This is a genomic window from Streptomyces capillispiralis (assembly GCF_007829875.1).
Lineage (GTDB): Bacteria > Actinomycetota > Actinomycetes > Streptomycetales > Streptomycetaceae > Streptomyces > Streptomyces capillispiralis.
In genome coordinates this window covers 5,331,861-5,350,223 of record NZ_VIWV01000001.1, presented here as the reverse complement: position 1 = coordinate 5,350,223, position 18,363 = coordinate 5,331,861, and the positions used below count along the sequence as shown (strand labels likewise).

Genomic DNA, 18,363 nt, shown 5'->3' with positions numbered 1-18,363 from the left:
CGCATGCCGCGGACTGCCCGGCACGGCCCGGACCCGGGGACCGTGTAGCGGTCATTAGTTAGACGCACTATCGAAGCGGGCGTACGATGGCGCCCATGCCCGAGCTCAGCCACGGCCGTCGCATGCTGGTGCTCGCGATCTGCTGCATGAGCCTGCTGATCGTGAGCCTGGACAACACGGTCCTGAACGTCGCCCTGCCCGCCATGCAGCGGGAGTTCCACGCGAGCACCTCGGGCCTGCAGTGGACCATCGACGCGTACACCCTCGTCCTGGCGTCGCTGCTGATGCTCGCGGGCTCCACCGCCGACCGGATCGGCCGCAGACGGGTGTTCATGGCGGGCCTGGTGGTCTTCACCCTCGGCTCGGTGCTGTGCTCGCTCGCGCCGGACCTGCCGTCGCTGGTGGCGTTCCGTACGGTGCAGGCGGTGGGCGGCTCGATGCTGAACCCGGTCGCCATGTCGATCATCACCAACACCTTCACCGACCGGCGCGAGCGGGCCCGCGCGATCGGTGCGTGGGGCGCGGTCGTCGGCATCTCGATGGCCGCCGGTCCCCTGGTCGGCGGGCTGCTGGTGGAGTCGGTCGGCTGGCGCGCCATCTTCTGGATCAACCTGCCGGTGGGGCTGGCCGCGCTGCTGCTCACCTGGCGTTTCGTCCCGGAGTCCCGCGCGCCGAAGGCGCGCCGCCCGGACCCGGTGGGCCAGCTCCTGGTGATCGTCCTCTTCGGCTCCCTCACGTACGCGATCATCGAGGCCCCGCACGCCGCCCTCGCGGTGACCGCCCCCTTCGCCGCCGTGGCCCTCGCCGCCCTGCTCGCCCTCCTGCGCTACGAGCCGCGCCGCCCCGAACCCCTCATCGACCTGCGGTTCTTCCGCTCCGCCCCGTTCAGCGGGGCCACCGTGATCGCGGTGAGCGCGTTCGCGGCGCTCGGCGGGTTCCTGTTCCTGTCCACGCTGTACCTCCAGAACGTCCGGGGCCTGAGCGCCCTGGAGGCGGGCCTGTGGATGCTCCCGATGGCCGTCCCCACGTTCCTGTGCGCCCCGCTGTCCGGCCGGCTGGTCGGCAGCCGGGGCCCGCGCCTGCCGCTGCTGGTCGCGGGCGGCGCGATGACGGCCAGCGGGCTCCTCTTCGCCCTCTTCGAGGCCGAGACGTCGGACACCACCCTGTTCCTCGGCTACGTCCTGTTCGGCATCGGCTTCGGCTTCGTCAACGCCCCCATCACCAACACGGCCGTCTCCGGCATGCCGACCGCGCAGGCCGGGGTGGCCTCGGCGGTCGCCTCCACCAGCCGCCAGCTCGGCCAGACGCTGGGCGTGGCGGTGGTCGGCGCGGTGCTGGCGGCGGGCGTCGGCTCCTCGTCGTACGCGGACGCGTTCGTGCCGGCCGCGCGGCCCGGCTGGTGGATCCTCGCCGCGTGCGGTCTGTCGGTCCTGCTGGTGGGCGCCCTGACCTCGGGCCGCTGGGCCCGCGCCACCGCGGAGCGCACGGCCGGGCGGCTGACCTCGCCGGAGACCCGCCGGGCCACCCCGGCGGACGTCTGACCGGCCCAACTCGTGGTGCCCGCCCACGCATGCGGTCCGGTGGTGCCGCACATCTCCGGATCGTGCCGTTCTCGCCGCACACTCCTTGTCGTCCCCGAACGGGGGCAGACGTAGGGCGACATCACCCCCCGACGCCGGAGGATTCATGCCGCGGATCGACACGAGCAAGGTCAGCCGCTGGGACCTGCACGGCCGCGAACACGTCGTACGGGTCGAACGCACCGGTGTGCAGCGCACGCTCAGATGCGACACGTGCGGCTGGCGCAGGGGCGCCCCGTTCCTGCCGTGGCCCAAGGCGCGGGAGCATCTGGTCCGGGCGCACCAGGCGACGGTGGACCCGTCGGAGCCGTGAGCGCTCAGGCGCGCGGGCTCACCGCGCGTCCGGCGCACGAAGACGCCCACCCCCCGGCCGACCGAGTCGGAGGAGGGTGGGCGGAGGCCGCGTACTACGGCGCGGGACGCAGGACCGTCAGCAGCCGATCAGCCGGGACGCGAGGTAGCCCTCGATCTGGTCCAGCGAGACGCGCTCCTGCTTCATGGTGTCGCGCTCGCGCACGGTCACCGCGTTGTCGTCCAGGGTGTCGAAGTCGACGGTGACGCAGAACGGCGTACCGATCTCGTCCTGCCGGCGGTAACGGCGGCCGATGGCGCCGGCGTCGTCGAAGTCGATGTTCCAGTTCTGCCGCAGCGCCTGGGCGAGACCCTTGGCCTTCGGGGACAGGTCGGCGTTGCGGGACAGCGGGAGCACCGCGACCTTGACCGGGGCGAGGCGGTGGTCGAGCCGCAGCACGGTCCGCTTCTCCATCTTGCCCTTGGCGTTGGGCGCCTCGTCCTCGACGTAGGCGTCGAGCAGGAAGGCGAGCATCGCCCGGCCGACACCGGCCGCCGGCTCGATGACGTACGGCGTCCAGCGCTCGCCGGCCTCCTGGTCGAAGTAGGAGAGGTCCTGGCCGGAGGCCTTGGAGTGGGCGGAGAGGTCGTAGTCGGTGCGGTTGGCGACACCCTCCAGCTCGCCCCACTCGCTGCCGCCGAACGAGAAGCGGTATTCGATGTCAGCGGTGCGCTTGGAGTAGTGGGAGAGCTTCTCCTTCGGGTGCTCGTACCACCGCATGTTCTCCTCGCGCAGGCCCAGGCCGGTGTACCAGTTCCAGCGCTGCTCCATCCAGTACTCCTGCCACTGCTCGTCCTCGCCCGGCTTGACGAAGAACTCCATCTCCATCTGCTCGAACTCGCGGGTGCGGAAGATGAAGTTGCCGGGCGTGATCTCGTTGCGGAAGGACTTGCCCATCTGGGCGATGCCGAACGGCGGCTTGCGGCGCGAAGTGGTCTGCACCTGGCCGAAGTTGGTGAAGATGCCCTGGGCGGTCTCGGGGCGCAGGTAGGCGATGGAGCCGGAGTCCTGCGTCGGGCCGAGGTGGGTGGAGAGCAGACCCGAGAACTGCTTGGGCTCGGTGAAGGTGCCCTTGTTGCCGCAGTTGGGGCAGTTGAGGTCGGCGAGGCCGTTCTCCGGGGCGTGGCCCTTCTTCTCCTCGTACGCCTCCTCCAAGTGGTCCGCGCGGAACCGCTTGTGGCAGGAGGTGCACTCGGTCAGCGGGTCCGTGAAGGTGGCGACGTGGCCGGAGGCCACCCACACCTCGGGGGCCAGGATGACGGACGAGTCGATACCGACGACGTCCTCGCGCGACGTGACCATGTAGCGCCACCACTGGCGCTTGAGGTTCTCCTTGAGCTCGACACCCAGCGGCCCGTAATCCCAGGCGGCACGCTGGCCGCCGTAGATCTCACTACAAGGGAAAACGAAGCCACGGCGCTTGCTCAGGCTGACGATGGTGTCGATCTTGTCGGCGGCCACGGTGCTCTCTTCATTACGACGACGGGCGACGAAGCGAGATGCTTCCAGCGAATGCTTCAGGTTACCGGCGGGGGCTGCCCCTCGACCAAATCGGTGCCCCCTACAGGCCTCTCACGTGCTTTGTTGACAACGGTTTCCATATTTGTTGAAAATGAGTGTCATGAACGTACGACGACACCACATATCCGGGGCCGCGCTGGCGGCGGTCACCGCACTCGGCCTCGGAACGCTGACCGCCTGTTCCTCCGACAGCGCGGCCGCGGGCGGCACCGACAAGTTCGACGTCGTCGCGTCGTTCTACCCGATGGCCTTCCTCGCCGAGCAGATCGGCGGCGACCACGTCAACGTCACCAGCCTCACCGAGCCCGGCCAGGAGCCGCACGACCTGGAGATCAGCGCCAAGCAGACCGCGCAGCTCCAGGAGTCCGACGCGGCGCTCTACCTCAAGGGCCTCCAGCCCTCCGTCGACGAGGCCATCGGCCAGTCCGAGGTCAGGACGAAGATCGACGCGGCCACCCTGACCTCCCTGGAGGAGCACGGCGCCGAGGTCGGCGGTCACGCGGAGGAGTCCGCCGACGAGCACGCCCACGAGGACGAGCACGCCGAGGAGGAGCACGCCGGCGAGCACGCCGAGGAGGAGCACGGCCACAGCCACGAGACGGAGGGCGGCAAGGACCCCCACATCTGGCTGGACCCGGTGAAGTACGCCGAGGTCGCCGAGGGCGTCGGCAAGGCCTTCGAGAAGGCCGACCCCGACCACGCCGCCGACTACAAGAAGAACACCGAGGCCCTGGTCGGCAAGCTGAACGACCTCGACACCACCTTCAAGACCGGCCTGCGGGACAGGAAGACCGACGTCTTCATCACCACGCACGCCGCCTTCGGCTACCTCGCCGAGCGCTACGGCCTGACCGAGGAGGCCATCAGCGGCCTGGACCCCGAGTCCGAGCCCAGCGGCGCCCGCGTGAAGGAACTTGAGAAGATGGCCAAGGCCGACGGCGTCACCACCGTGTTCTACGAGACGCTCGTCAGCGACAAGACCGCCAAGACCCTCGCCGGCGACGCCGGACTCGAGACGGACGTCCTCGACCCGCTCGAGGGCATCACCGACGAGTCCCGCGGCGACGACTACTTCCAGGTCATGGAGGCCAACCTCAAGGCCCTGCGGACGGCCCTGGGAGCCAAGTGACCGACCCATCGGAGGAGGGCAGCATGACGGAGCCCGTCATCGCCCTGCGCGGCGTCCGCGCAGAACTCGGTTCGCGCCCCGTCCTGCGCGGCATCGACCTCACCGTGCACCGCGGTGAGGTCGTCGCCCTGCTCGGCGCCAACGGCTCGGGCAAGTCGACGGCCGTGCGCGGCGTCATCGGCCAGGTGCCGGTCAGCGCCGGCGAGATCGAGCTGTTCGGCACCCCGCAGGGCCGCTTCCGCGACTGGGCGCGGGTGGGCTACGTCCCGCAGCGCACCACCGCCGCGGGCGGCGTCCCGGCCACGGTGACCGAGGTCGTCTCCTCCGGCCGCCTGGCCCGCACCCGCTTCGGCGTCTTCCGCAAGGCCGACCGCGAGGCGGTGCGCGACGCGCTGGAGCTGGTCGGCATGGCGGACCGCGCCAAGGACTCGGTCGACGCCCTCTCCGGCGGCCAGCACCAGCGCGTCCTGATCGCCCGCGCCCTCGCCGCCGGACCCGAACTGCTGATCATGGACGAGCCGATGGCGGGCGTCGACCTGGTCAGCCAGGACGTCCTCGCCGACACACTGCGCCACCAGGTCGCCGAGGGCGCCACCGTCCTGCTCGTCCTGCACGAACTGGGCCCGCTAGAGCCCCTGATCGACCGGGCGGTCGTCCTGCGCGACGGCTGCGTCCTGCACGACGGCCCGCCCCCGAAGGCCGTCGGCCAGCACGCGCTGCCCGGCCACGACCACGTCCACCCGCACGCGCCGGCGGGCACCGAACCGATCCGCACGGGACTGCTCAGCTGATGGAGATCCTCGACTACGCCTTCATGCAGCGGGCGCTGCTCGCCGCCGTCCTGGTCGGCATCACCGCCCCCGCCGTCGGCATCTACCTCGTGCAGCGCCGCCAGGCCCTCATGGGCGACGGCATCGGCCACGTCGCCATGACCGGCGTCGGCCTCGGCTTCCTGCTCTCCTGGTCCCCGGTGTGGATGGCGACGCTGGTCTCCGTCTTCGGCGCCGTCTTCATGGAGCTGGTCCGCTGGTACGCCAGGACCCGCGGCGACATCGCCCTCGCGATGCTCTTCTACGGCGGTATGGCGGGCGGCGTGATGTTCATCAACCTCGCCCCCGGCGGCTCCACCACGAACCTGTCGTCGTTCCTCTTCGGCTCCCTGTCCACGGTCTCCGCGTCCGACGTCACCGCGATCTGCCTGCTGGCCGCCTTCGTCGTGCTGATCACCGTCGGTCTGCGCCGGCAGCTGTTCGCGGTCAGCCAGGACGAGGAGTTCGCCCGGGTGACGGGCCTGCCGGTGCGGTTCCTGAACCTGCTGACGGCGATCACCGCCGCCGTGACCGTCTCGGTCGCGATGCGCGTGGTCGGCCTGCTGCTGGTGAGCGCGCTCATGGTGGTGCCCGTCGCGGCGGCCCAGCAGCTCACCCGCAGCTTCGCCGCCACCTTCGCCATCGCCGTCGCCATCGGCGTGAGCACGACCCTCGGCGGCACCGTCACCTCGTACTACCAGGACGTGCCGCCCGGTGCGACGATCGTGCTGCTGACCATCGGCGCGTTCATCGCGCTGACCGCGCTGGCCACCCCGCTGACCCGGCGCCGCGCCCGGGCCCTGGCCGCCGCGCAGCCCGGCGGTGATCCCGCCGAGTGCGCCATTCCGGCCGGCCGCACGGAGCGCGACGGGGTCGGCGCCTGACTGCCCTCCGGCCGGGCTGGCACAATGGCCCGGGCAGAGGCCAGATGTGAGGAGGCATTCCCGTGACGACCGCAGGACCGCCCGTGAAGGGCCGCTCCACCCGGCAGCGTGCCGCCGTGTCGGCGTGCCTTCAGGAGGTCGACGAGTTCCGCAGCGCGCAGGAACTGCACGACATGCTCAAGCACAAGGGCGACTCGGTCGGGCTCACCACGGTCTACCGCACCCTGCAGTCCCTCGCCGACGCCGGTGAGGTCGACGTTCTGCGCACCGCCGACGGCGAGTCCGTCTACCGCCGCTGCTCCACCGGCGACCATCACCACCACCTGGTCTGCCGCAGCTGCGGCAAGGCCGTGGAGGTGGAGGGCCCGGCCGTGGAGAAGTGGGCCGAGGCCGTCGCCGCCGAACACGGCTACGTCAACGTGGCGCACACCGTCGAGGTCTTCGGCACCTGCGCGGAGTGCGCGGCGGCGGCGAACGCGGGCTGACGCCGCGCGCGCGGCGGCCGGCCGAGGCCGCGGCGGCGGCCGCTTCTCAGGGGAGCATGTCGCCGCGGTTCACGCAGTGGTACGAGCCGTCGTCGTTCCTGCCCACGCTGTCGTGGGACCAGCAGTGCAGCATCGGCGCGAGCGTCCACAGCCGCACCGCGACGAGGACACCGACGACCGCGGCGGCCGCCCATCCCGCTGCGGACCGCCACCCGGCCATCGCCAGTCCGGCGGCGGCCGCCGGCACGGCGAACACCAGCAGGTACACGGCGAGCGGCGCCAGGTTCTCCCGCAGCCCCGGGAAGGACTCCATCTCGACCGTGCTGCCGAAGGCGAGCAGCACGGCCGCCCCCGCGAAGAGGAACGCGACCGCCGCCGCACACCCGCGCGCGACCCGGGAGGCCCCGGTGGCGGGAGCAGCCGTCGTACGCGGAGCCGTCATACGCGGGCGACGTGCCGGTCGAGCAGGGTCCGCAGGCGGTCGAGGTCCTCCTCGCCGCGCAGACCGCGCTTGGGCTCGACCTCCACCACCAGGATGCCCGGGTCGCGGCTGAGCAGCACCACGTGCTCGGAGGTCTCGCGGTAGCCGCGGAACAGCGTCCAGCGCTGCACCAGCGTCGTGTGCCCGGTCTCGACGGTGATCCCCGCGTCGGTCACCGTGACGCGGTACTCGCCCTGCCAGGAGACGGCCCGGAACACCTGGTTGGCCTGGATCCGGGGCGTGGCCCCGATCAGGACCGCGGTCAGCAGCGACAGCGCGGTCAGCACCGCGGCGTCCACGCCTCCGAGCGCGGTGAACGCGGCGAATCCGGCGAACAGCACGACGAATATCCACCGCGCCGGCGCCACTCCGCGCACGCGTTCACGGACCCGGATGCCCTGGAGGACGTCGGCGCGCGTCGGCCGGTAGACCAGCTCGACGGCCTCGGTGCCGCTGTCCTGAATGATGTCCCGCCCCTGGTGAACCATGGGCGGAACCCTAACGTCCTGTCCCTGGGGGTCAGCCCTCGGACTGCCTGCCCTCCATGGCCAGCAGTTCCTCGTTGGGGATGGCGCCGCCGAACCGCCGGTCGCGGGAGGCGAATTCGAGGCAGGCCCGCCACAGGTCGCGGCGGTCGAAGTCCGGCCACAGCACGTCCTGGAAGACCATCTCCGCGTACGCGCTCTGCCAGAGCAGGTAGTTGGACGTGCGCTGCTCACCGCTCGGCCGCAGGAACAGGTCCACGTCCGGCATGTCCGGGTAGTACATGTACCTCTGCAGCGTCTTCTCGTTGACCTTCGACGGGTCGAGCCGTCCGGCCCGCACGTCCTCAGCGAGCGCCTGCGCGGCGTCCGCGATCTCCGCGCGCCCGCCGTAGTTCATGCAGAAGTACAGCGTCAGCCGGTCGTTGTCCTTCGTCTGCTCCTGGGCGATCTGGAGTTCCTTGGCCACGGACTTCCACAGCTTGGGCATCCGCCCGACCCAGCGCACCCGGATGCCCAGTTGGTCGAGCTGGTCCCGGGTCTTGCGGATGAAGTCGCGGTTGAAGTTCATCAGGAAGCGCACCTCGTCCGGCGAGCGCTTCCAGTTCTCGGTGGAGAAGGCGTACAGGGAGATGGCGCCCACGCCCATCTCGACGCCGCCCTGCAGCACGTCCAGCACCCGCTCGGCCCCGACCTTGTGCCCCTCGGTGCGCGGCAGTCCCCGCTCCTTCGCCCACCGGCCGTTGCCGTCCATGACGATCGCCACATGCTTCGGGACCAGCTCCCCGGGGATCTTCGGGGGCCGCGCGCCGGAGGGGTGCGGTTCCGGTGTCCTGTACTCCCGGCGCTGCCGCCCCAGGAACCCGCGTACCACCATGTGCTTCTCGTCTCCTTCGGCTGGTTGCTGTGTGGCTTACTTCTCGACGTACCGCAGCGAGCGCAGTCCGCGCTCCAGGTGCCAGTGCAGGTAGGCGGAGACCAGGCCGCTGCCCTCCCGCACGTACCGCGCCTCGCAGGCGTCGGCGGTCCCCCAGTCTCCCGTGAGCAGCGCTCCGAGGAGCTCCAGGGCCTGCGGTGAGGGTACGACGCTGCCGGGCACCCGGCAGTCGACGCAGACGGAACCGCCCGAGGCGACCGAGAAGAACCGGTTCGGTCCGGGCATCCCGCACTTCGCGCAGTCGGTGAAGCTGGGCGCGTACCCGTTGACGGCGAGGGAGCGCAGCAGGAACGCGTCGAGGACGAGGTGCGGGGCGTGCTCGCCGCGGGCGAGTGTCCGCAGCCCGCCGACGAGCAGCAGGTACTGCTGGACCGCCGGCTCGCCCTCGTGGTCGGTGAACCGCTCGGCGGTCTCCAGCATGGCCGTCCCGGCGGTGTAGCGCGCGTAGTCGGTGACGATGCCGCCGCCGTACGGCGCGATGGTCTCGCTCTGGGTGCACAGCGGGAGGCCGCGGCCGATCAGCTCGCTGCCCTTGGAGAAGAACTGCACGTCGACGTGCGAGAACGGTTCGAGGCGCGCACCGAACTTGGACTTCGTCCGGCGCACGCCCCTCGCCACGGCGCGTACCCGCCCGTGACCGCGGGTGAGCAGGGTGATGATCCGGTCCGCCTCACCCAGCTTCTGGGTGCGCAGCACGATGCCGTCGTCGCGGAACAGACTCATGGCGTCCATTGTCGCCTACGTTCAAGGCACCTCACCGCGACTGCGGGCGTTGGCGTACGCCGTCGCCGCGCGCAGCCGCTCGGCGGGCGTCGCGTGCCGGACGGCCCCCGGGTGGGCGTCCCACTCGCGGCCGCCGCCGTACGGTCTCAGCTGGACGTAGGGCCCCTCATGCCCCATGACGATGCCGATCCGTTCGGTCCGGGTGTCCACGACGTACGCGCCGACGGGCGGCTTCACCGCATCACCGCCGCGGCGGTGCGGCGTGCGGTGCGCGGGGGGCGCCGCCCCGGTGCGACGAGCGGGCGGGGCGCCTCCCACGCAAGACTCACCGGGTCCAGCCCCAGTGACAGCAGGGAAATTCCGGCTTCAGCGAGTACCGCCCGCAATTCCTTCACCACTTCCTCCACTTCTTCGGCGCGGGGCGCCGAGTGTCGTGCCTTCACGGTGATCCCCTCGCTTTTCCGGTTTTACTCTTCGCACGCCCAGAATGCCGTGTCAGGCCTACACTCGGCAGGATCTTGTGCACTACACGTGCGGGTCGGCACACGGGGATTGGTTTTGGCCAACGGTTTCGTGCCGGGCGGGTGGGAGTTCTTCGGCGCGGAGGGGTGACGGCGGGGTGAAGGCGGAGTTCCGCGCAGGTGGGGTCAGGTGCGGGGGTGACGTCGGGGGCGAGGAGGGTGCGGGGTGGGCGCGGAGTGGGGGCGGGGTGGGTGCGGTTGGCGATTGCGGTTCGAACAGGATTATTCGGGAGTCTTAATTGGATGTGTTGCGGTGATGCGGGGATTCGCGCATTTATGTTGGAAGCCGTTTATTGAGGAGCGGTGATGAGGGCGGGAAGCGCGGCACCTGTGAACCGGTGCCGGGCCACTCGCTTCTTTGACGGTGCCGTACTCGGGCGGGAGAGAAGCGAGCGGCCCGGCGGAAAGCGGCGGGCTTCGGGTATGCCCGCGAATCAAACACCCGCCGTCCAGTGGCCCGCGACGGGCGGGAGGGGCCGGGGGGCGGCTAGGTGAGGTCGGACATGTCGAGGACGAAGCGGTAGCGGACGTCGTTGCGGCGGAGGCGGTCGAGGGCCTCGTTCACCCGGGCCGAGGGGAGCAGTTCGATGTCGGCGGTGACGGCGTGCTCGGCGCAGAACTCCAGCATGGCGGCGGTCGCGGGGAGGCCGGCGCTTCCCGCCGAGGTGAGCTTCTTGCGGCCCACGAGCAGGTCCATGGTGTCCACGGTGACGGGGCCGAGGTGGCCGACCTGGCTGAGCGTGCCGTCCATGGCGACCAGGCGCAGATAGGGGCCGAGGTCGTGCGGGGCGGAGATGGTGTCGATGACGACGTCGAACCGGTCCCGGGCGGCGGCCATCCGGTCGGGGTCCGTGGAGACGAGGAAGCCGTGGGCGCCGAGGCGGCGGGCGTCGTCGGCCTTGCCGGGTGAGCGGCTGATGACGGAGGTGTCGGCTCCGAGCGCCACGGCGAACTTGACCGCGAGGTGGCCGAGGCCGCCCAGGCCCGCCACGGCGACCCGGGTCCCCGGCCCCACGCCCAGGGTGTGCAGGGGTTCCCAGACGGTGACGCCGGCGCAGAGCAGCGGGGCGGCGGCGGCCGGGTCCAGGGCGGCCGGCAGCGGGTGGGCGAACGCTTCGTGGACGACGTACTCGCGGGAGTAGCCGCCGAGGGTGGTCGATCCGTCGTGCCGGTCGGTGCCGCCGTAGGTCAGGGTGGGGAAGGCGTGGCAGAAGTTCTCCTGGCCCGCGCGGCACATGGGGCACGCGCCGCAGGAGTCGACGATGTTGCCGACCGCGACGGCGTCCCCGGCGGAGAAGCGGGTGACCGCGGGTCCCGTCCCGGTGACCACGCCGGTGAACTCGTGCCCCGGGACCAGGGGGCGTCCCGCGTCGGGGTCGTGGCTGCCCAGGGCGTGCAGGTCCGAGTGGCAGACGCCGCAGTAGTCGACCCGGACCGCCAGGTCGTCGGGGCGCAGATCGCGCCGCTCCAGGCGCGTGCGCCGCAGCTCCGTGGTGGTGCCGTCCGCCTGCCAGCCGGTGGTTGTCCGCACAGTGCGTCTCCTTAAACAGACTGTTCTGTCTATTTCACGGTAGGGGTGCCGGGTGCGGAAAGCAAACCAACTGTTCTGGTTGGTAGCGTGCCGGGCATGGCAGACCAACCCCTGACCTCGCGCGGAGCGGCGACGTACCGGCGCATCCTCGACGTGGCGACCCAGGAGTTCGCCGAGCACGGGATCGCCGGTGCCCGCGTCGAACGGATCGTGGCCGCCGCCCGCACGAACAAGGCGCAGCTCTATGCCTACTTCGGGAGCAAGGAAGGGCTGTTCGACGCCATCTTCCTCGGCTCCCTGGACCGGATCGTGGACGTCGTCCCGATCGACGCGACCGACCTCGCGGACTGGGCCGTACGCCTCTACGACGAGTACCTGCGCCGCCCCGACCTCATCCGCCTGGCCACCTGGGCGCGCCTGGAGCGCCGCCCGGCCGGCCACCTGGTGGAGGAGCACGAGCTCCGTCACGACGGCAAGCTGCGCGCCATCGCCGACGCCCAGGCCGCGGGTCTGGTGCGTCAGGGGGACCCGTTCGACCTGATGGCCCTGGTCATCGCCATGTCCATGGCCTGGTCACCGGTCAGCAACGTGTACGCCGCGACCGCCGAGGAGCCCGAGGAAGCGCACGAGCGGCGGCGCGCCCTGCTCCGCGAGAGCGTGCACCGCGCCACGACGGCCGGCTGACGCCGGGCGCGGCCGCCCTGGGGTAAACCCCCGGGGACATGGGGCCGTTGCCCGGATGGGGGCGGGGCCGGTGTTCCGTGAGGCTCGTGGGCATGCCACCGATCACGCGCCACCTCGCCCTCACCGCCGTACCCGCCGCCCTCCTCGTCGCCCTGCTCCCACCGCTGACCGCCGACGCCGTACCGGGCCCGGACCGTTCGGCGCTGTCCTGGGAGCCCTGCGACGGCACGAAGGGCGCCGATCCCCGTCAGGAGTGCGCCACGGTCCGCGTGCCCATGGACTACGCCGACCCCGGGGGCGCGCGGATCTCCCTCGCGCTCTCGCGGATACCGGCCGAGGACGACGGGGCCCGGCGCGGCGTCCTGTTCCTCGTCCCCGGCGGGCCGGGCGGTTCCAGCCTCAACGACCCCTCCGGCAAGGGGCAGAAGCTGCCGCGGGAGGTGCGCGACCAGTACGACCTGATCGGGTTCGCGCCCCGCGGCATCGCCCCGTCCGGCTCCGCCGGCTGCGGACTGGACCAGGGTGACCTGGCCATGACCAAGCTGCGTCCCTGGCCCGCCCCGGACGGTTCGGTCGACGAGAACATGGCCACCGCCGAACGGGTCTCGGACGCCTGCGCGCGCGAGGGCGGTGCGCTGATGCGGCACCTGAGCACCCCGAACAACGCCCGTGACCTGGACCGGATCCGGGCCGCGCTCGGCGAGCGGAGGATCTCCGCGTGGGCCGTCTCGTACGGGACGTACGTCACCGCCGTCTACAGCCAGTTGTTCCCGCACCGCACGGACCGGATCGTGCTGGACAGCAACGACGACCCCGACCCCGGCCGGGTGGCCCGGGCCTGGCTGGCCGGGCACGAGCAGGGTGTCGAGGACGTCTTCCCGCACTTCGCGGCGTGGGCGTCCGAGCCCGGAAATCCGGACCGGGTCGCGCGGACGGCGGCGGAGGTGCGTCCGCTGTTCCTGCGGCTCGCCGCCCGCCTCGACCGCGAGCCGGTCCGCCGGCCCGGCGCCGAGGAGTTCGACGGCAACGTGCTGCGCCACATCATGCTGGACGGCCTCTCCCTGCCCGGCCGTTACCCGACGCTGGCGAAGGCGATGGCCGCCGCCGGGTCCGGAACCGTGCCGCCCGCCCTTCCGGGGTCGGTCCCGCAGGACGTGGCCGCCGTCGCCACCGGGACGATCTGCAACGACGTGGCCTGGCCCCGGTCCGCCGCCGGCTACCGGAAGGACGTCGCCGAGAGCCGCGCCGCGTACCCGCTGACCGCCGGCATGCCCCGCAACGCGATGCCGTGCGCGGCCTGGCGGTACGAGCCCCGCGAGGCACCGGTGCGGATCACCGGCCGGGGGCCGTCCACCCTCCTGCTCGTCCAGAACGAACGGGACGCCGTCACCCCGCTGAGCGGCGCGCTGAGACTCCGCGAGGCGCTCGGCCGGCGCGCGGTCATGGTCACCGTGAACGGCACGGGCCACCACTCCTACCTGGCCCACGGCAACACCTGCGGCGACCGCACGGTCTCCCACTTCCTCACCACCGGCGAACGCCCCGACGGCGACACGTACTGCCCCTAGGGGACGTCGTTCGGCTCTCGCCGTGGGCCGCGGGGTGGCGCGCGTTCGTCCGACCGGACGATGAACTGCCGATGACTCCGTTGGCGTGACGTTTCGTCCCGGTCGCAACCGGGGTGGGCGGTGGTGGGCTCCTGTCCTTCGGAAGCGACGTTCCCTGGTGAGGAGACCGAGATGACCGCCACCGCCTTCGTCGACCCGTACGCCGTCGAGGACGGCACCGACTCCGTCCGGTGGCCCCCGGCGGAGGGCCGGCGGGAGGACGACTACCTGCTCGCGCCGCCGCACCCGGCCGACCGGCTCGACAGCGCCATCGACCCGCGCGACCGCCGCCGTCTGGAACTGCACGCCGCGCTGACCGCGGCCGGCATCCCGCCCCGCCCCGAGGACCGCGAGGCGATCGACAGCCTGAGCGCCCTGTCCGGCAGCATCAACACCACCATCCAGCGCTGGCTGCACCACACCCTGTGAACCGGTGAACCGGTCAGTCGGCCCGGTCAGGGCCTGCCCGGCGCCACCAGCCCCGACTCGTACGCCACGATCACCAGCTGGGCCCGGTCCCGCGCCCCGAGCTTGCCCATGGTCCGGCTCACGTGGGTCTTCGCGGTGAGCGGGCTCAGCCCCAGCGACTCCGCGATCTCGGTGTTGTTCAGCCCGCGCGCGACCAGCGCGAGCACCTCGCGCTCCCGGTCCGACAGGCACTCGGGGCCGGCGGTGGGCGGCGCGGACGGACTGCGCAGGAACCGCTCGATCAGCCGTGCCGTGGGCCCCGGCGAGAGCAGCGCCTCACCGGCGGCGACCGTGCGGATGGCGTCCAGGAGTTCGGCGGGCCTGGTGTCCTTCACCAGGAAGCCCGAGGCGCCGGCGCGCAGCGCGTCCACGATGTTCTCGTCGGTGTCGTAGGTGGTGAGGACCAGCACCTTCACACCGGCGAGGTCGTCGTCGGCCGCGATCAGCCGGGTCGCCTCGATGCCGTCGAGGTCGGGCATGCGGACGTCCATGACGACGAGGTCGGCCCGCTCGGTGCGGGCCAGCTCCACCGCCTGACGGCCGGTGGCCGCCTGCCCGACGACCTCCATGTCGGGCGCCGACTCGACGAGCATCGCGAACGCCTCCCGTACGAGGGTCTGGTCGTCGGCGAGCAGCACGCGGATGGTCATCGGGTTCCTTCCCGTGTGGCGGGCGTCAGCGGCAGCGTCGCGCTCACCCGGTAGCCGCCGCCCGCACGTGGTCCGGCGTCGAGTGTGCCACCGACGCTGCGGGCCCGTTCCCGCATGCCGACCAGGCCGAACCCGGGGGTGCCGCCGGGGGTGGGGCCCGTGCCGTCGTCGACGACGGACAGCCGCAGCACACCGTCCTCCTCGCGCAGGTCGACCCGTACGGCCGGTTCGGGCCCGGCGTGCCGGACCGCGTTGGTCAGCGCCTCCTGCACCAGGCGGTACGCGGCGGCGCCGACGGCGGGCGGTACGGCGTCACCGACCCGGACGCTGTGCTCGACGCGCGCCCCCGCCAGCCGGGCGGCCTCCACCAGGTCGGGCACGCCGTCGAGACCGGCCAGCGGGCCGCGCACGTCCGCGGTGCCGTTGTCGCGCAGCACCTCCAGCGTCGTACGCAGCTCACCGCGCGCCGCCCGGCAGGTCTCGGCGATGTCGTCGAGGGCCTTGGCGACGGTCTCCCGGTCGAGCCGCTCGGGGTCGGCGGCCAGGACGTGCGCGGCGACGGAGGTCTGCACCCCGATGAGGGTGATGCTGTGGGCGAGCAGATCGTGCAGGTCACGGGCGATGCGCAGGCGTTCCTCGGCGACGCGGCGGCGGGCCTCCTCCTCGCGGGTGCGTTCGGCCCGTTCCGCGCGCTCCACGATCGCGGCCACGTACTGGCGGTAGTAGCGGACGTCGACGCCGAAGACGAGCACCGCGACGACCCAGCCGGTGATGCGGACCAGTTCCACGAAGCCGTCGGGGTTGGTGAGCGCGTTCAGGGTGAGGGTCGCGCCGATGAGGACGGTGCCCAGGAGCAGGGTGCGGCGTGGCGGGACGGTCGCCGCGACCGTGTAGAGGGCGACCATCGTCGCGGCGACGGGCGCGGCGTGGTTGTTGTCGAGGGCGTGGTACGGCACCACCGGCACCAGCACCAGCAGGAGCACGAGCAGCGGCCGGCGCCGGCGCCACGGCAGCGGCAGATGGGCGGCGAGCAGCAGCGCCCAGCCCGGCGCGCCGGGATCGCGGCCGTGGCCGACGAGCAGCGCGAGGACGGTGGCGAGGGCGGCGGTGAACACGGCGAGCACCGCGTCGTTGCGGACGGCGTGCGGGGCGGTCAGGGGGTCGCGGTTGATCGCGGCCATGATCCGCTCGCCGCGGCGGGGCCGTTCCGCCCGTGCCGTCGCCGGGCTCGCTGTCGTGGGGGTTGCCTGCACGGGGTCCATCCTCCGGGAGGAGGGCGCCCCTCCGTGAGTCAGGGGCGCCCTCGCGTCGGCACGCGGGTGGTTACACGGGTTCCGGCTGCCGTTCGCGCGGGGCGGGCTCCGGCGCCCGGGACAGCCTGCCGGGCCACCACATCCGGCGGCCGAGCAGCACGCTCGCCGTGGTGACCAGGTAGGTGCGGACGAGGAAGGTGTCGAGGAGGACACCGACCGCGATGACGAAGCCGAGTTCGACCAGGCCCACCAGCGGCAGGGTGGTGAGGACGGCGAAGGTCGCGGCGAGCACGATGCCGGCGGAGGCGATCACCCCGCCGGTGGTGCGCAGCGCGGTGAGGGCGGCGGCCTCGGGTGCGGCGCCGTTCAGGGACTCCTCGCGCATCCGGTGCATGAGGAAGATGCCGTAGTCGACGCCGAGGGCGACCAGGAAGACGAACGACAGCAGGCCGAGACCGGGGTCGTTCCCGGCGAAACCGAACAGCGGCTCGAAGACCAGTCCGCCGATGCCGAGGGCGGCGCCCCAGACGGCGACCACCGCGGCGAGCAGCAGCAGGGGGGCGACGAGGCTGCGCAGCAGCACCACGAGGATCACGAACACGGCGGCGAGCACCAGCGGCACGATCACCGAGCGGTCCCGGGCCTCGCTGTCGGCGAGGTCGAGCTGCTGGGCGCTGGGGCCGCCGACGTACGCGCCGAGGCCGTCGTCGAGTCCGTCGCGCAGGGCCTCGATGGTGCGGGTCTCCCCCGGTGACTGGGGGGCGGCGGTGGCGAACACGGAGATCTCGGTCCAGCCGCCGCCGCTGCGTCCGGCGGCGGCCTCGGCGACCCCGTCGGTGGTGCGGGCCCGCTCCAGGACGGCGTCCGCCCGGTCGGTGGGCGCCATCACGGTGAGCGGGCGGGTGCTGCGCTCGGGGTACTCCTCGGCCAGGGTCCGCATCGCGGTGATGGACTCGGGCCGGTCGGTGAAGGAGTCCTCCTGCCTGAGGTCGCCGGTGAGGTTGAGGGCGCCCAGGGCGAGCGTGCCGAGGAGGACGGCGCCGCCCGCGAGGACGGCGGCGGGGCGGCGGGCGGCCGAGGTGCCCATGGCGGCGAACAGCGACCGGCGTGCGGTGGGCGCGCTGCCGAAGGCGGGGATCAGCGGCCAGAACACGCGGCGGCCAAGCAGCACGAGCACCGCCGGGAGCAGGGTCGTCATGGCGGCCAGGGCCGCGAGCACCCCGACCGTGCCGACCGGGCCCATGCCGCTGCTGCTGTTGAGGTCGGCGGCGAGCAGGCACAGCAGTCCGGCGGCGACGGTGCCGGAGGAGGCGAGGATCGCCGGCCCGCAGCCGCGCAGCGCGGCGCGCATGGCGTCGTACGGCCGCTCGTGGCGCCGCAGTTCCTCGCGGTAGCGGGAGATGAGCAGCAGCGCGTAGTCGGTGCCGGCGCCCAGGACGAGCACGGTCATGATGCCGCCGCTCTGCCCGGTGACGGTGATGCCGAGGAGTTCGTGCAGGCCGTAGCCGACGGCCATGGCCAGTCCCGCGGCGACGCCCGCGACGGCGAGCGGGACCAGCCACAGGAAGGGGCTGCGGTAGATCAGCACCAGCAGCACGGTGACGACGCCCAGCGTGGCCAGCAGCAGGGTGCCGTCGATCGTCTCGAACACCTTGCCCATGTCGGTGCCGAGCGCGCCGGGCCCGCCGACCTCGACGCTCAGCCCGCCGGTCCCCTCGGCGATCTCGCGCACCCGGTCGACGAAGGCGTCCCTGGCCTCCTCGTCCTGGCCCGGCCGGGTGCTGGAGAGCGGGTACATGAGGGTGCTGCCGTCCTCGGAGGGGACACCCTGCGGCCGGCCGGACAGCTCGTGGGCGCCCTCGACCTCGGCGACCTGCGCGGCGGCGGTCTGCCGGTCGGCGGCGGTCAGACCGCCGTCCCGGTGGTAGACCAGCACCAGGTCGGTGGACTCGCCGCCGGGCAGCTCGTCCTGGATGCGGGCCACCTGGGTGGAGTCGGCGCTGTCGGGCAGGTAGTCGACGGCCCGGTTCTGCTGGATCTCGCCGAACTTGCCGGCGAACGGTCCGATGAGCACGAGCGCGGCCAGCCACAGGCCGACCACCGCCCAGGGCACGGCGCGCCGCCGTGTGCGTGTCCTTGCGTCCCCCATGGGACGGGCTCCCCTCCGGTCGGGTGTCTGGATGCGTTCTCCAGACTCCCGGCCGGGAGGGGCCGGGGCGTCGGGCGTGAGGGCGAACCGGCGGGTACTGCGACGGGCGGCGCCGGG

The 18,363-nt window shown here is 72.5% G+C and carries 19 protein-coding genes; 9 read left to right on the top strand and 10 right to left on the bottom strand.

Annotated elements, in window-relative coordinates; translation table 11 throughout:
- Positions 1 to 95: 95 nt before the first annotated feature.
- Positions 96 to 1,541, top strand: a complete 1,446-nt coding sequence (locus FHX78_RS23260) for an MFS transporter (protein ID WP_145869354.1) — start codon at positions 96 to 98, stop codon at positions 1,539 to 1,541.
- A 145-nt stretch (positions 1,542 to 1,686) separates the two neighbouring features.
- Entirely contained in the window at positions 1,687 to 1,893 is a 207-nt protein-coding gene (locus FHX78_RS23255) for a hypothetical protein (protein WP_145869353.1), read from the top strand.
- Between the two features lie 117 nt (positions 1,894 to 2,010).
- Here FHX78_RS23255 and FHX78_RS23250 read toward each other — a convergent pair whose 3' ends face one another.
- Entirely contained in the window at positions 2,011 to 3,393 is a 1,383-nt protein-coding gene (locus tag FHX78_RS23250; protein ID WP_145869352.1) for a glycine--tRNA ligase, read from the bottom strand.
- Positions 3,394 to 3,553: 160 nt separating this feature from the next.
- On the opposite strand from FHX78_RS23250, the gene FHX78_RS23245 reads away from it, so the two are divergent.
- From FHX78_RS23245 to FHX78_RS23230, 4 genes are all read left to right on the top strand, one after another.
- Positions 3,554 to 4,582, top strand: coding sequence for a metal ABC transporter substrate-binding protein (locus FHX78_RS23245; protein ID WP_145869351.1), 1,029 nt, complete (start codon positions 3,554 to 3,556; stop codon positions 4,580 to 4,582).
- Positions 4,583 to 4,605: 23 nt separating this feature from the next.
- Positions 4,606 to 5,373, top strand: coding sequence for a metal ABC transporter ATP-binding protein (locus FHX78_RS23240; protein ID WP_145869350.1), 768 nt, complete (start codon positions 4,606 to 4,608; stop codon positions 5,371 to 5,373).
- Positions 5,373 to 6,275: a metal ABC transporter permease gene (locus FHX78_RS23235; RefSeq protein WP_145869349.1), complete on the top strand. Its 903-nt coding sequence runs from the start codon at positions 5,373 to 5,375 to the stop codon at positions 6,273 to 6,275. The genes FHX78_RS23240 and FHX78_RS23235 overlap by 1 nt, the downstream gene beginning before the upstream one ends.
- Positions 6,276 to 6,337: 62 nt before the next feature.
- On the top strand, positions 6,338 to 6,760 hold the full coding sequence (locus FHX78_RS23230) for a Fur family transcriptional regulator (RefSeq protein WP_145869348.1): 423 nt from the start codon (positions 6,338 to 6,340) through the stop codon (positions 6,758 to 6,760).
- Positions 6,761 to 6,806: 46 nt separating this feature from the next.
- Here FHX78_RS23230 and FHX78_RS23225 read toward each other — a convergent pair whose 3' ends face one another.
- From FHX78_RS23225 to FHX78_RS23195, 6 genes are all read right to left on the bottom strand, one after another.
- Entirely contained in the window at positions 6,807 to 7,202 is a 396-nt protein-coding gene (locus tag FHX78_RS23225) for a hypothetical protein (RefSeq protein WP_145869347.1), read from the bottom strand.
- On the bottom strand, positions 7,199 to 7,729 hold the full coding sequence (locus FHX78_RS23220; RefSeq protein ID WP_145869346.1) for a YcxB family protein: 531 nt from the start codon (positions 7,727 to 7,729) through the stop codon (positions 7,199 to 7,201). The genes FHX78_RS23225 and FHX78_RS23220 overlap by 4 nt, the downstream gene beginning before the upstream one ends.
- A gap of 31 nt (positions 7,730 to 7,760) precedes the next feature.
- Complete coding sequence (locus FHX78_RS23215) at positions 7,761 to 8,600, bottom strand: isoprenyl transferase (protein ID WP_145869345.1); 840 nt, start codon at positions 8,598 to 8,600, stop codon at positions 7,761 to 7,763.
- Positions 8,601 to 8,636: 36 nt separating this feature from the next.
- Entirely contained in the window at positions 8,637 to 9,383 is a 747-nt protein-coding gene (recO, locus tag FHX78_RS23210; protein ID WP_145869344.1) for a DNA repair protein RecO, read from the bottom strand.
- A 21-nt stretch (positions 9,384 to 9,404) separates the two neighbouring features.
- A complete protein-coding gene (locus tag FHX78_RS23205) occupies positions 9,405 to 9,620 on the bottom strand; it encodes a hypothetical protein (protein ID WP_145869343.1) in 216 nt (71 codons plus the stop codon).
- Positions 9,621 to 10,391: 771 nt separating this feature from the next.
- On the bottom strand, positions 10,392 to 11,435 hold the full coding sequence (locus FHX78_RS23195; RefSeq protein WP_145869341.1) for an NAD(P)-dependent alcohol dehydrogenase: 1,044 nt from the start codon (positions 11,433 to 11,435) through the stop codon (positions 10,392 to 10,394).
- A gap of 96 nt (positions 11,436 to 11,531) precedes the next feature.
- On the opposite strand from FHX78_RS23195, the gene FHX78_RS23190 reads away from it, so the two are divergent.
- The 3 genes from FHX78_RS23190 (at position 11,532) to FHX78_RS23180 (ending at position 14,155) form a co-directional block, all read left to right on the top strand.
- On the top strand, positions 11,532 to 12,119 hold the full coding sequence (locus FHX78_RS23190; RefSeq protein ID WP_145869340.1) for a TetR/AcrR family transcriptional regulator: 588 nt from the start codon (positions 11,532 to 11,534) through the stop codon (positions 12,117 to 12,119).
- Between the two features lie 92 nt (positions 12,120 to 12,211).
- Entirely contained in the window at positions 12,212 to 13,687 is a 1,476-nt protein-coding gene (locus FHX78_RS23185) for an alpha/beta hydrolase (protein WP_145869339.1), read from the top strand.
- 171 nt (positions 13,688 to 13,858) lie between these two features.
- Positions 13,859 to 14,155, top strand: coding sequence for a hypothetical protein (locus FHX78_RS23180; protein ID WP_229924046.1), 297 nt, complete (start codon positions 13,859 to 13,861; stop codon positions 14,153 to 14,155).
- Positions 14,156 to 14,181: 26 nt separating this feature from the next.
- Here FHX78_RS23180 and FHX78_RS23175 read toward each other — a convergent pair whose 3' ends face one another.
- The 3 genes from FHX78_RS23175 to FHX78_RS23165 form a co-directional block, all read right to left on the bottom strand.
- Positions 14,182 to 14,844 carry a response regulator transcription factor gene (locus tag FHX78_RS23175; protein WP_145869338.1) on the bottom strand — a complete coding sequence of 221 codons (663 nt, stop codon included), beginning with the start codon at positions 14,842 to 14,844 and terminating at the stop codon, positions 14,182 to 14,184.
- A complete protein-coding gene (locus FHX78_RS23170; RefSeq protein WP_229924045.1) occupies positions 14,841 to 16,106 on the bottom strand; it encodes a sensor histidine kinase in 1,266 nt (421 codons plus the stop codon). Before FHX78_RS23170 ends, FHX78_RS23175 begins: the two co-directional genes overlap by 4 nt.
- Positions 16,107 to 16,167: 61 nt before the next feature.
- The gene (locus FHX78_RS23165; protein WP_145869337.1) at positions 16,168 to 18,246 is read right to left on the bottom strand and encodes an MMPL family transporter; all 2,079 of its coding nucleotides are present in this window, start codon (positions 18,244 to 18,246) and stop codon (positions 16,168 to 16,170) included.
- Positions 18,247 to 18,363 lie beyond the last annotated feature (117 nt).

Excerpts from the sequence above, each read along its gene's own strand:
- FHX78_RS23255 (WP_145869353.1), top strand. The coding sequence starts at position 1,687 with ATGCCGCGGATCGACACGAGCAAGGTCAGCCGCTGGGACCTGCACGGC.
- FHX78_RS23180 (WP_229924046.1), top strand. The coding sequence starts at position 13,859 with ATGACCGCCACCGCCTTCGTCGACCCGTACGCCGTCGAGGACGGCACC.
- FHX78_RS23215 (WP_145869345.1), bottom strand. The coding sequence starts at position 8,600 with ATGGTGGTACGCGGGTTCCTGGGGCGGCAGCGCCGGGAGTACAGGACA.
- FHX78_RS23225 (WP_145869347.1), bottom strand. The coding sequence starts at position 7,202 with ATGACGGCTCCGCGTACGACGGCTGCTCCCGCCACCGGGGCCTCCCGG.
- FHX78_RS23260 (WP_145869354.1), top strand. The coding sequence starts at position 96 with ATGCCCGAGCTCAGCCACGGCCGTCGCATGCTGGTGCTCGCGATCTGC.
- FHX78_RS23165 (WP_145869337.1), bottom strand. The coding sequence starts at position 18,246 with ATGGGGGACGCAAGGACACGCACACGGCGGCGCGCCGTGCCCTGGGCG.
- FHX78_RS23245 (WP_145869351.1), top strand. The coding sequence starts at position 3,554 with ATGAACGTACGACGACACCACATATCCGGGGCCGCGCTGGCGGCGGTC.
- FHX78_RS23220 (WP_145869346.1), bottom strand. The coding sequence starts at position 7,729 with ATGGTTCACCAGGGGCGGGACATCATTCAGGACAGCGGCACCGAGGCC.
- FHX78_RS23175 (WP_145869338.1), bottom strand. The coding sequence starts at position 14,844 with ATGACCATCCGCGTGCTGCTCGCCGACGACCAGACCCTCGTACGGGAG.
- FHX78_RS23185 (WP_145869339.1), top strand. The coding sequence starts at position 12,212 with ATGCCACCGATCACGCGCCACCTCGCCCTCACCGCCGTACCCGCCGCC.
- FHX78_RS23235 (WP_145869349.1), top strand. The coding sequence starts at position 5,373 with ATGGAGATCCTCGACTACGCCTTCATGCAGCGGGCGCTGCTCGCCGCC.
- FHX78_RS23240 (WP_145869350.1), top strand. The coding sequence starts at position 4,606 with ATGACGGAGCCCGTCATCGCCCTGCGCGGCGTCCGCGCAGAACTCGGT.
- FHX78_RS23190 (WP_145869340.1), top strand. The coding sequence starts at position 11,532 with ATGGCAGACCAACCCCTGACCTCGCGCGGAGCGGCGACGTACCGGCGC.
- FHX78_RS23170 (WP_229924045.1), bottom strand. The coding sequence starts at position 16,106 with ATGGACCCCGTGCAGGCAACCCCCACGACAGCGAGCCCGGCGACGGCA.
- recO (WP_145869344.1), bottom strand. The coding sequence starts at position 9,383 with ATGAGTCTGTTCCGCGACGACGGCATCGTGCTGCGCACCCAGAAGCTG.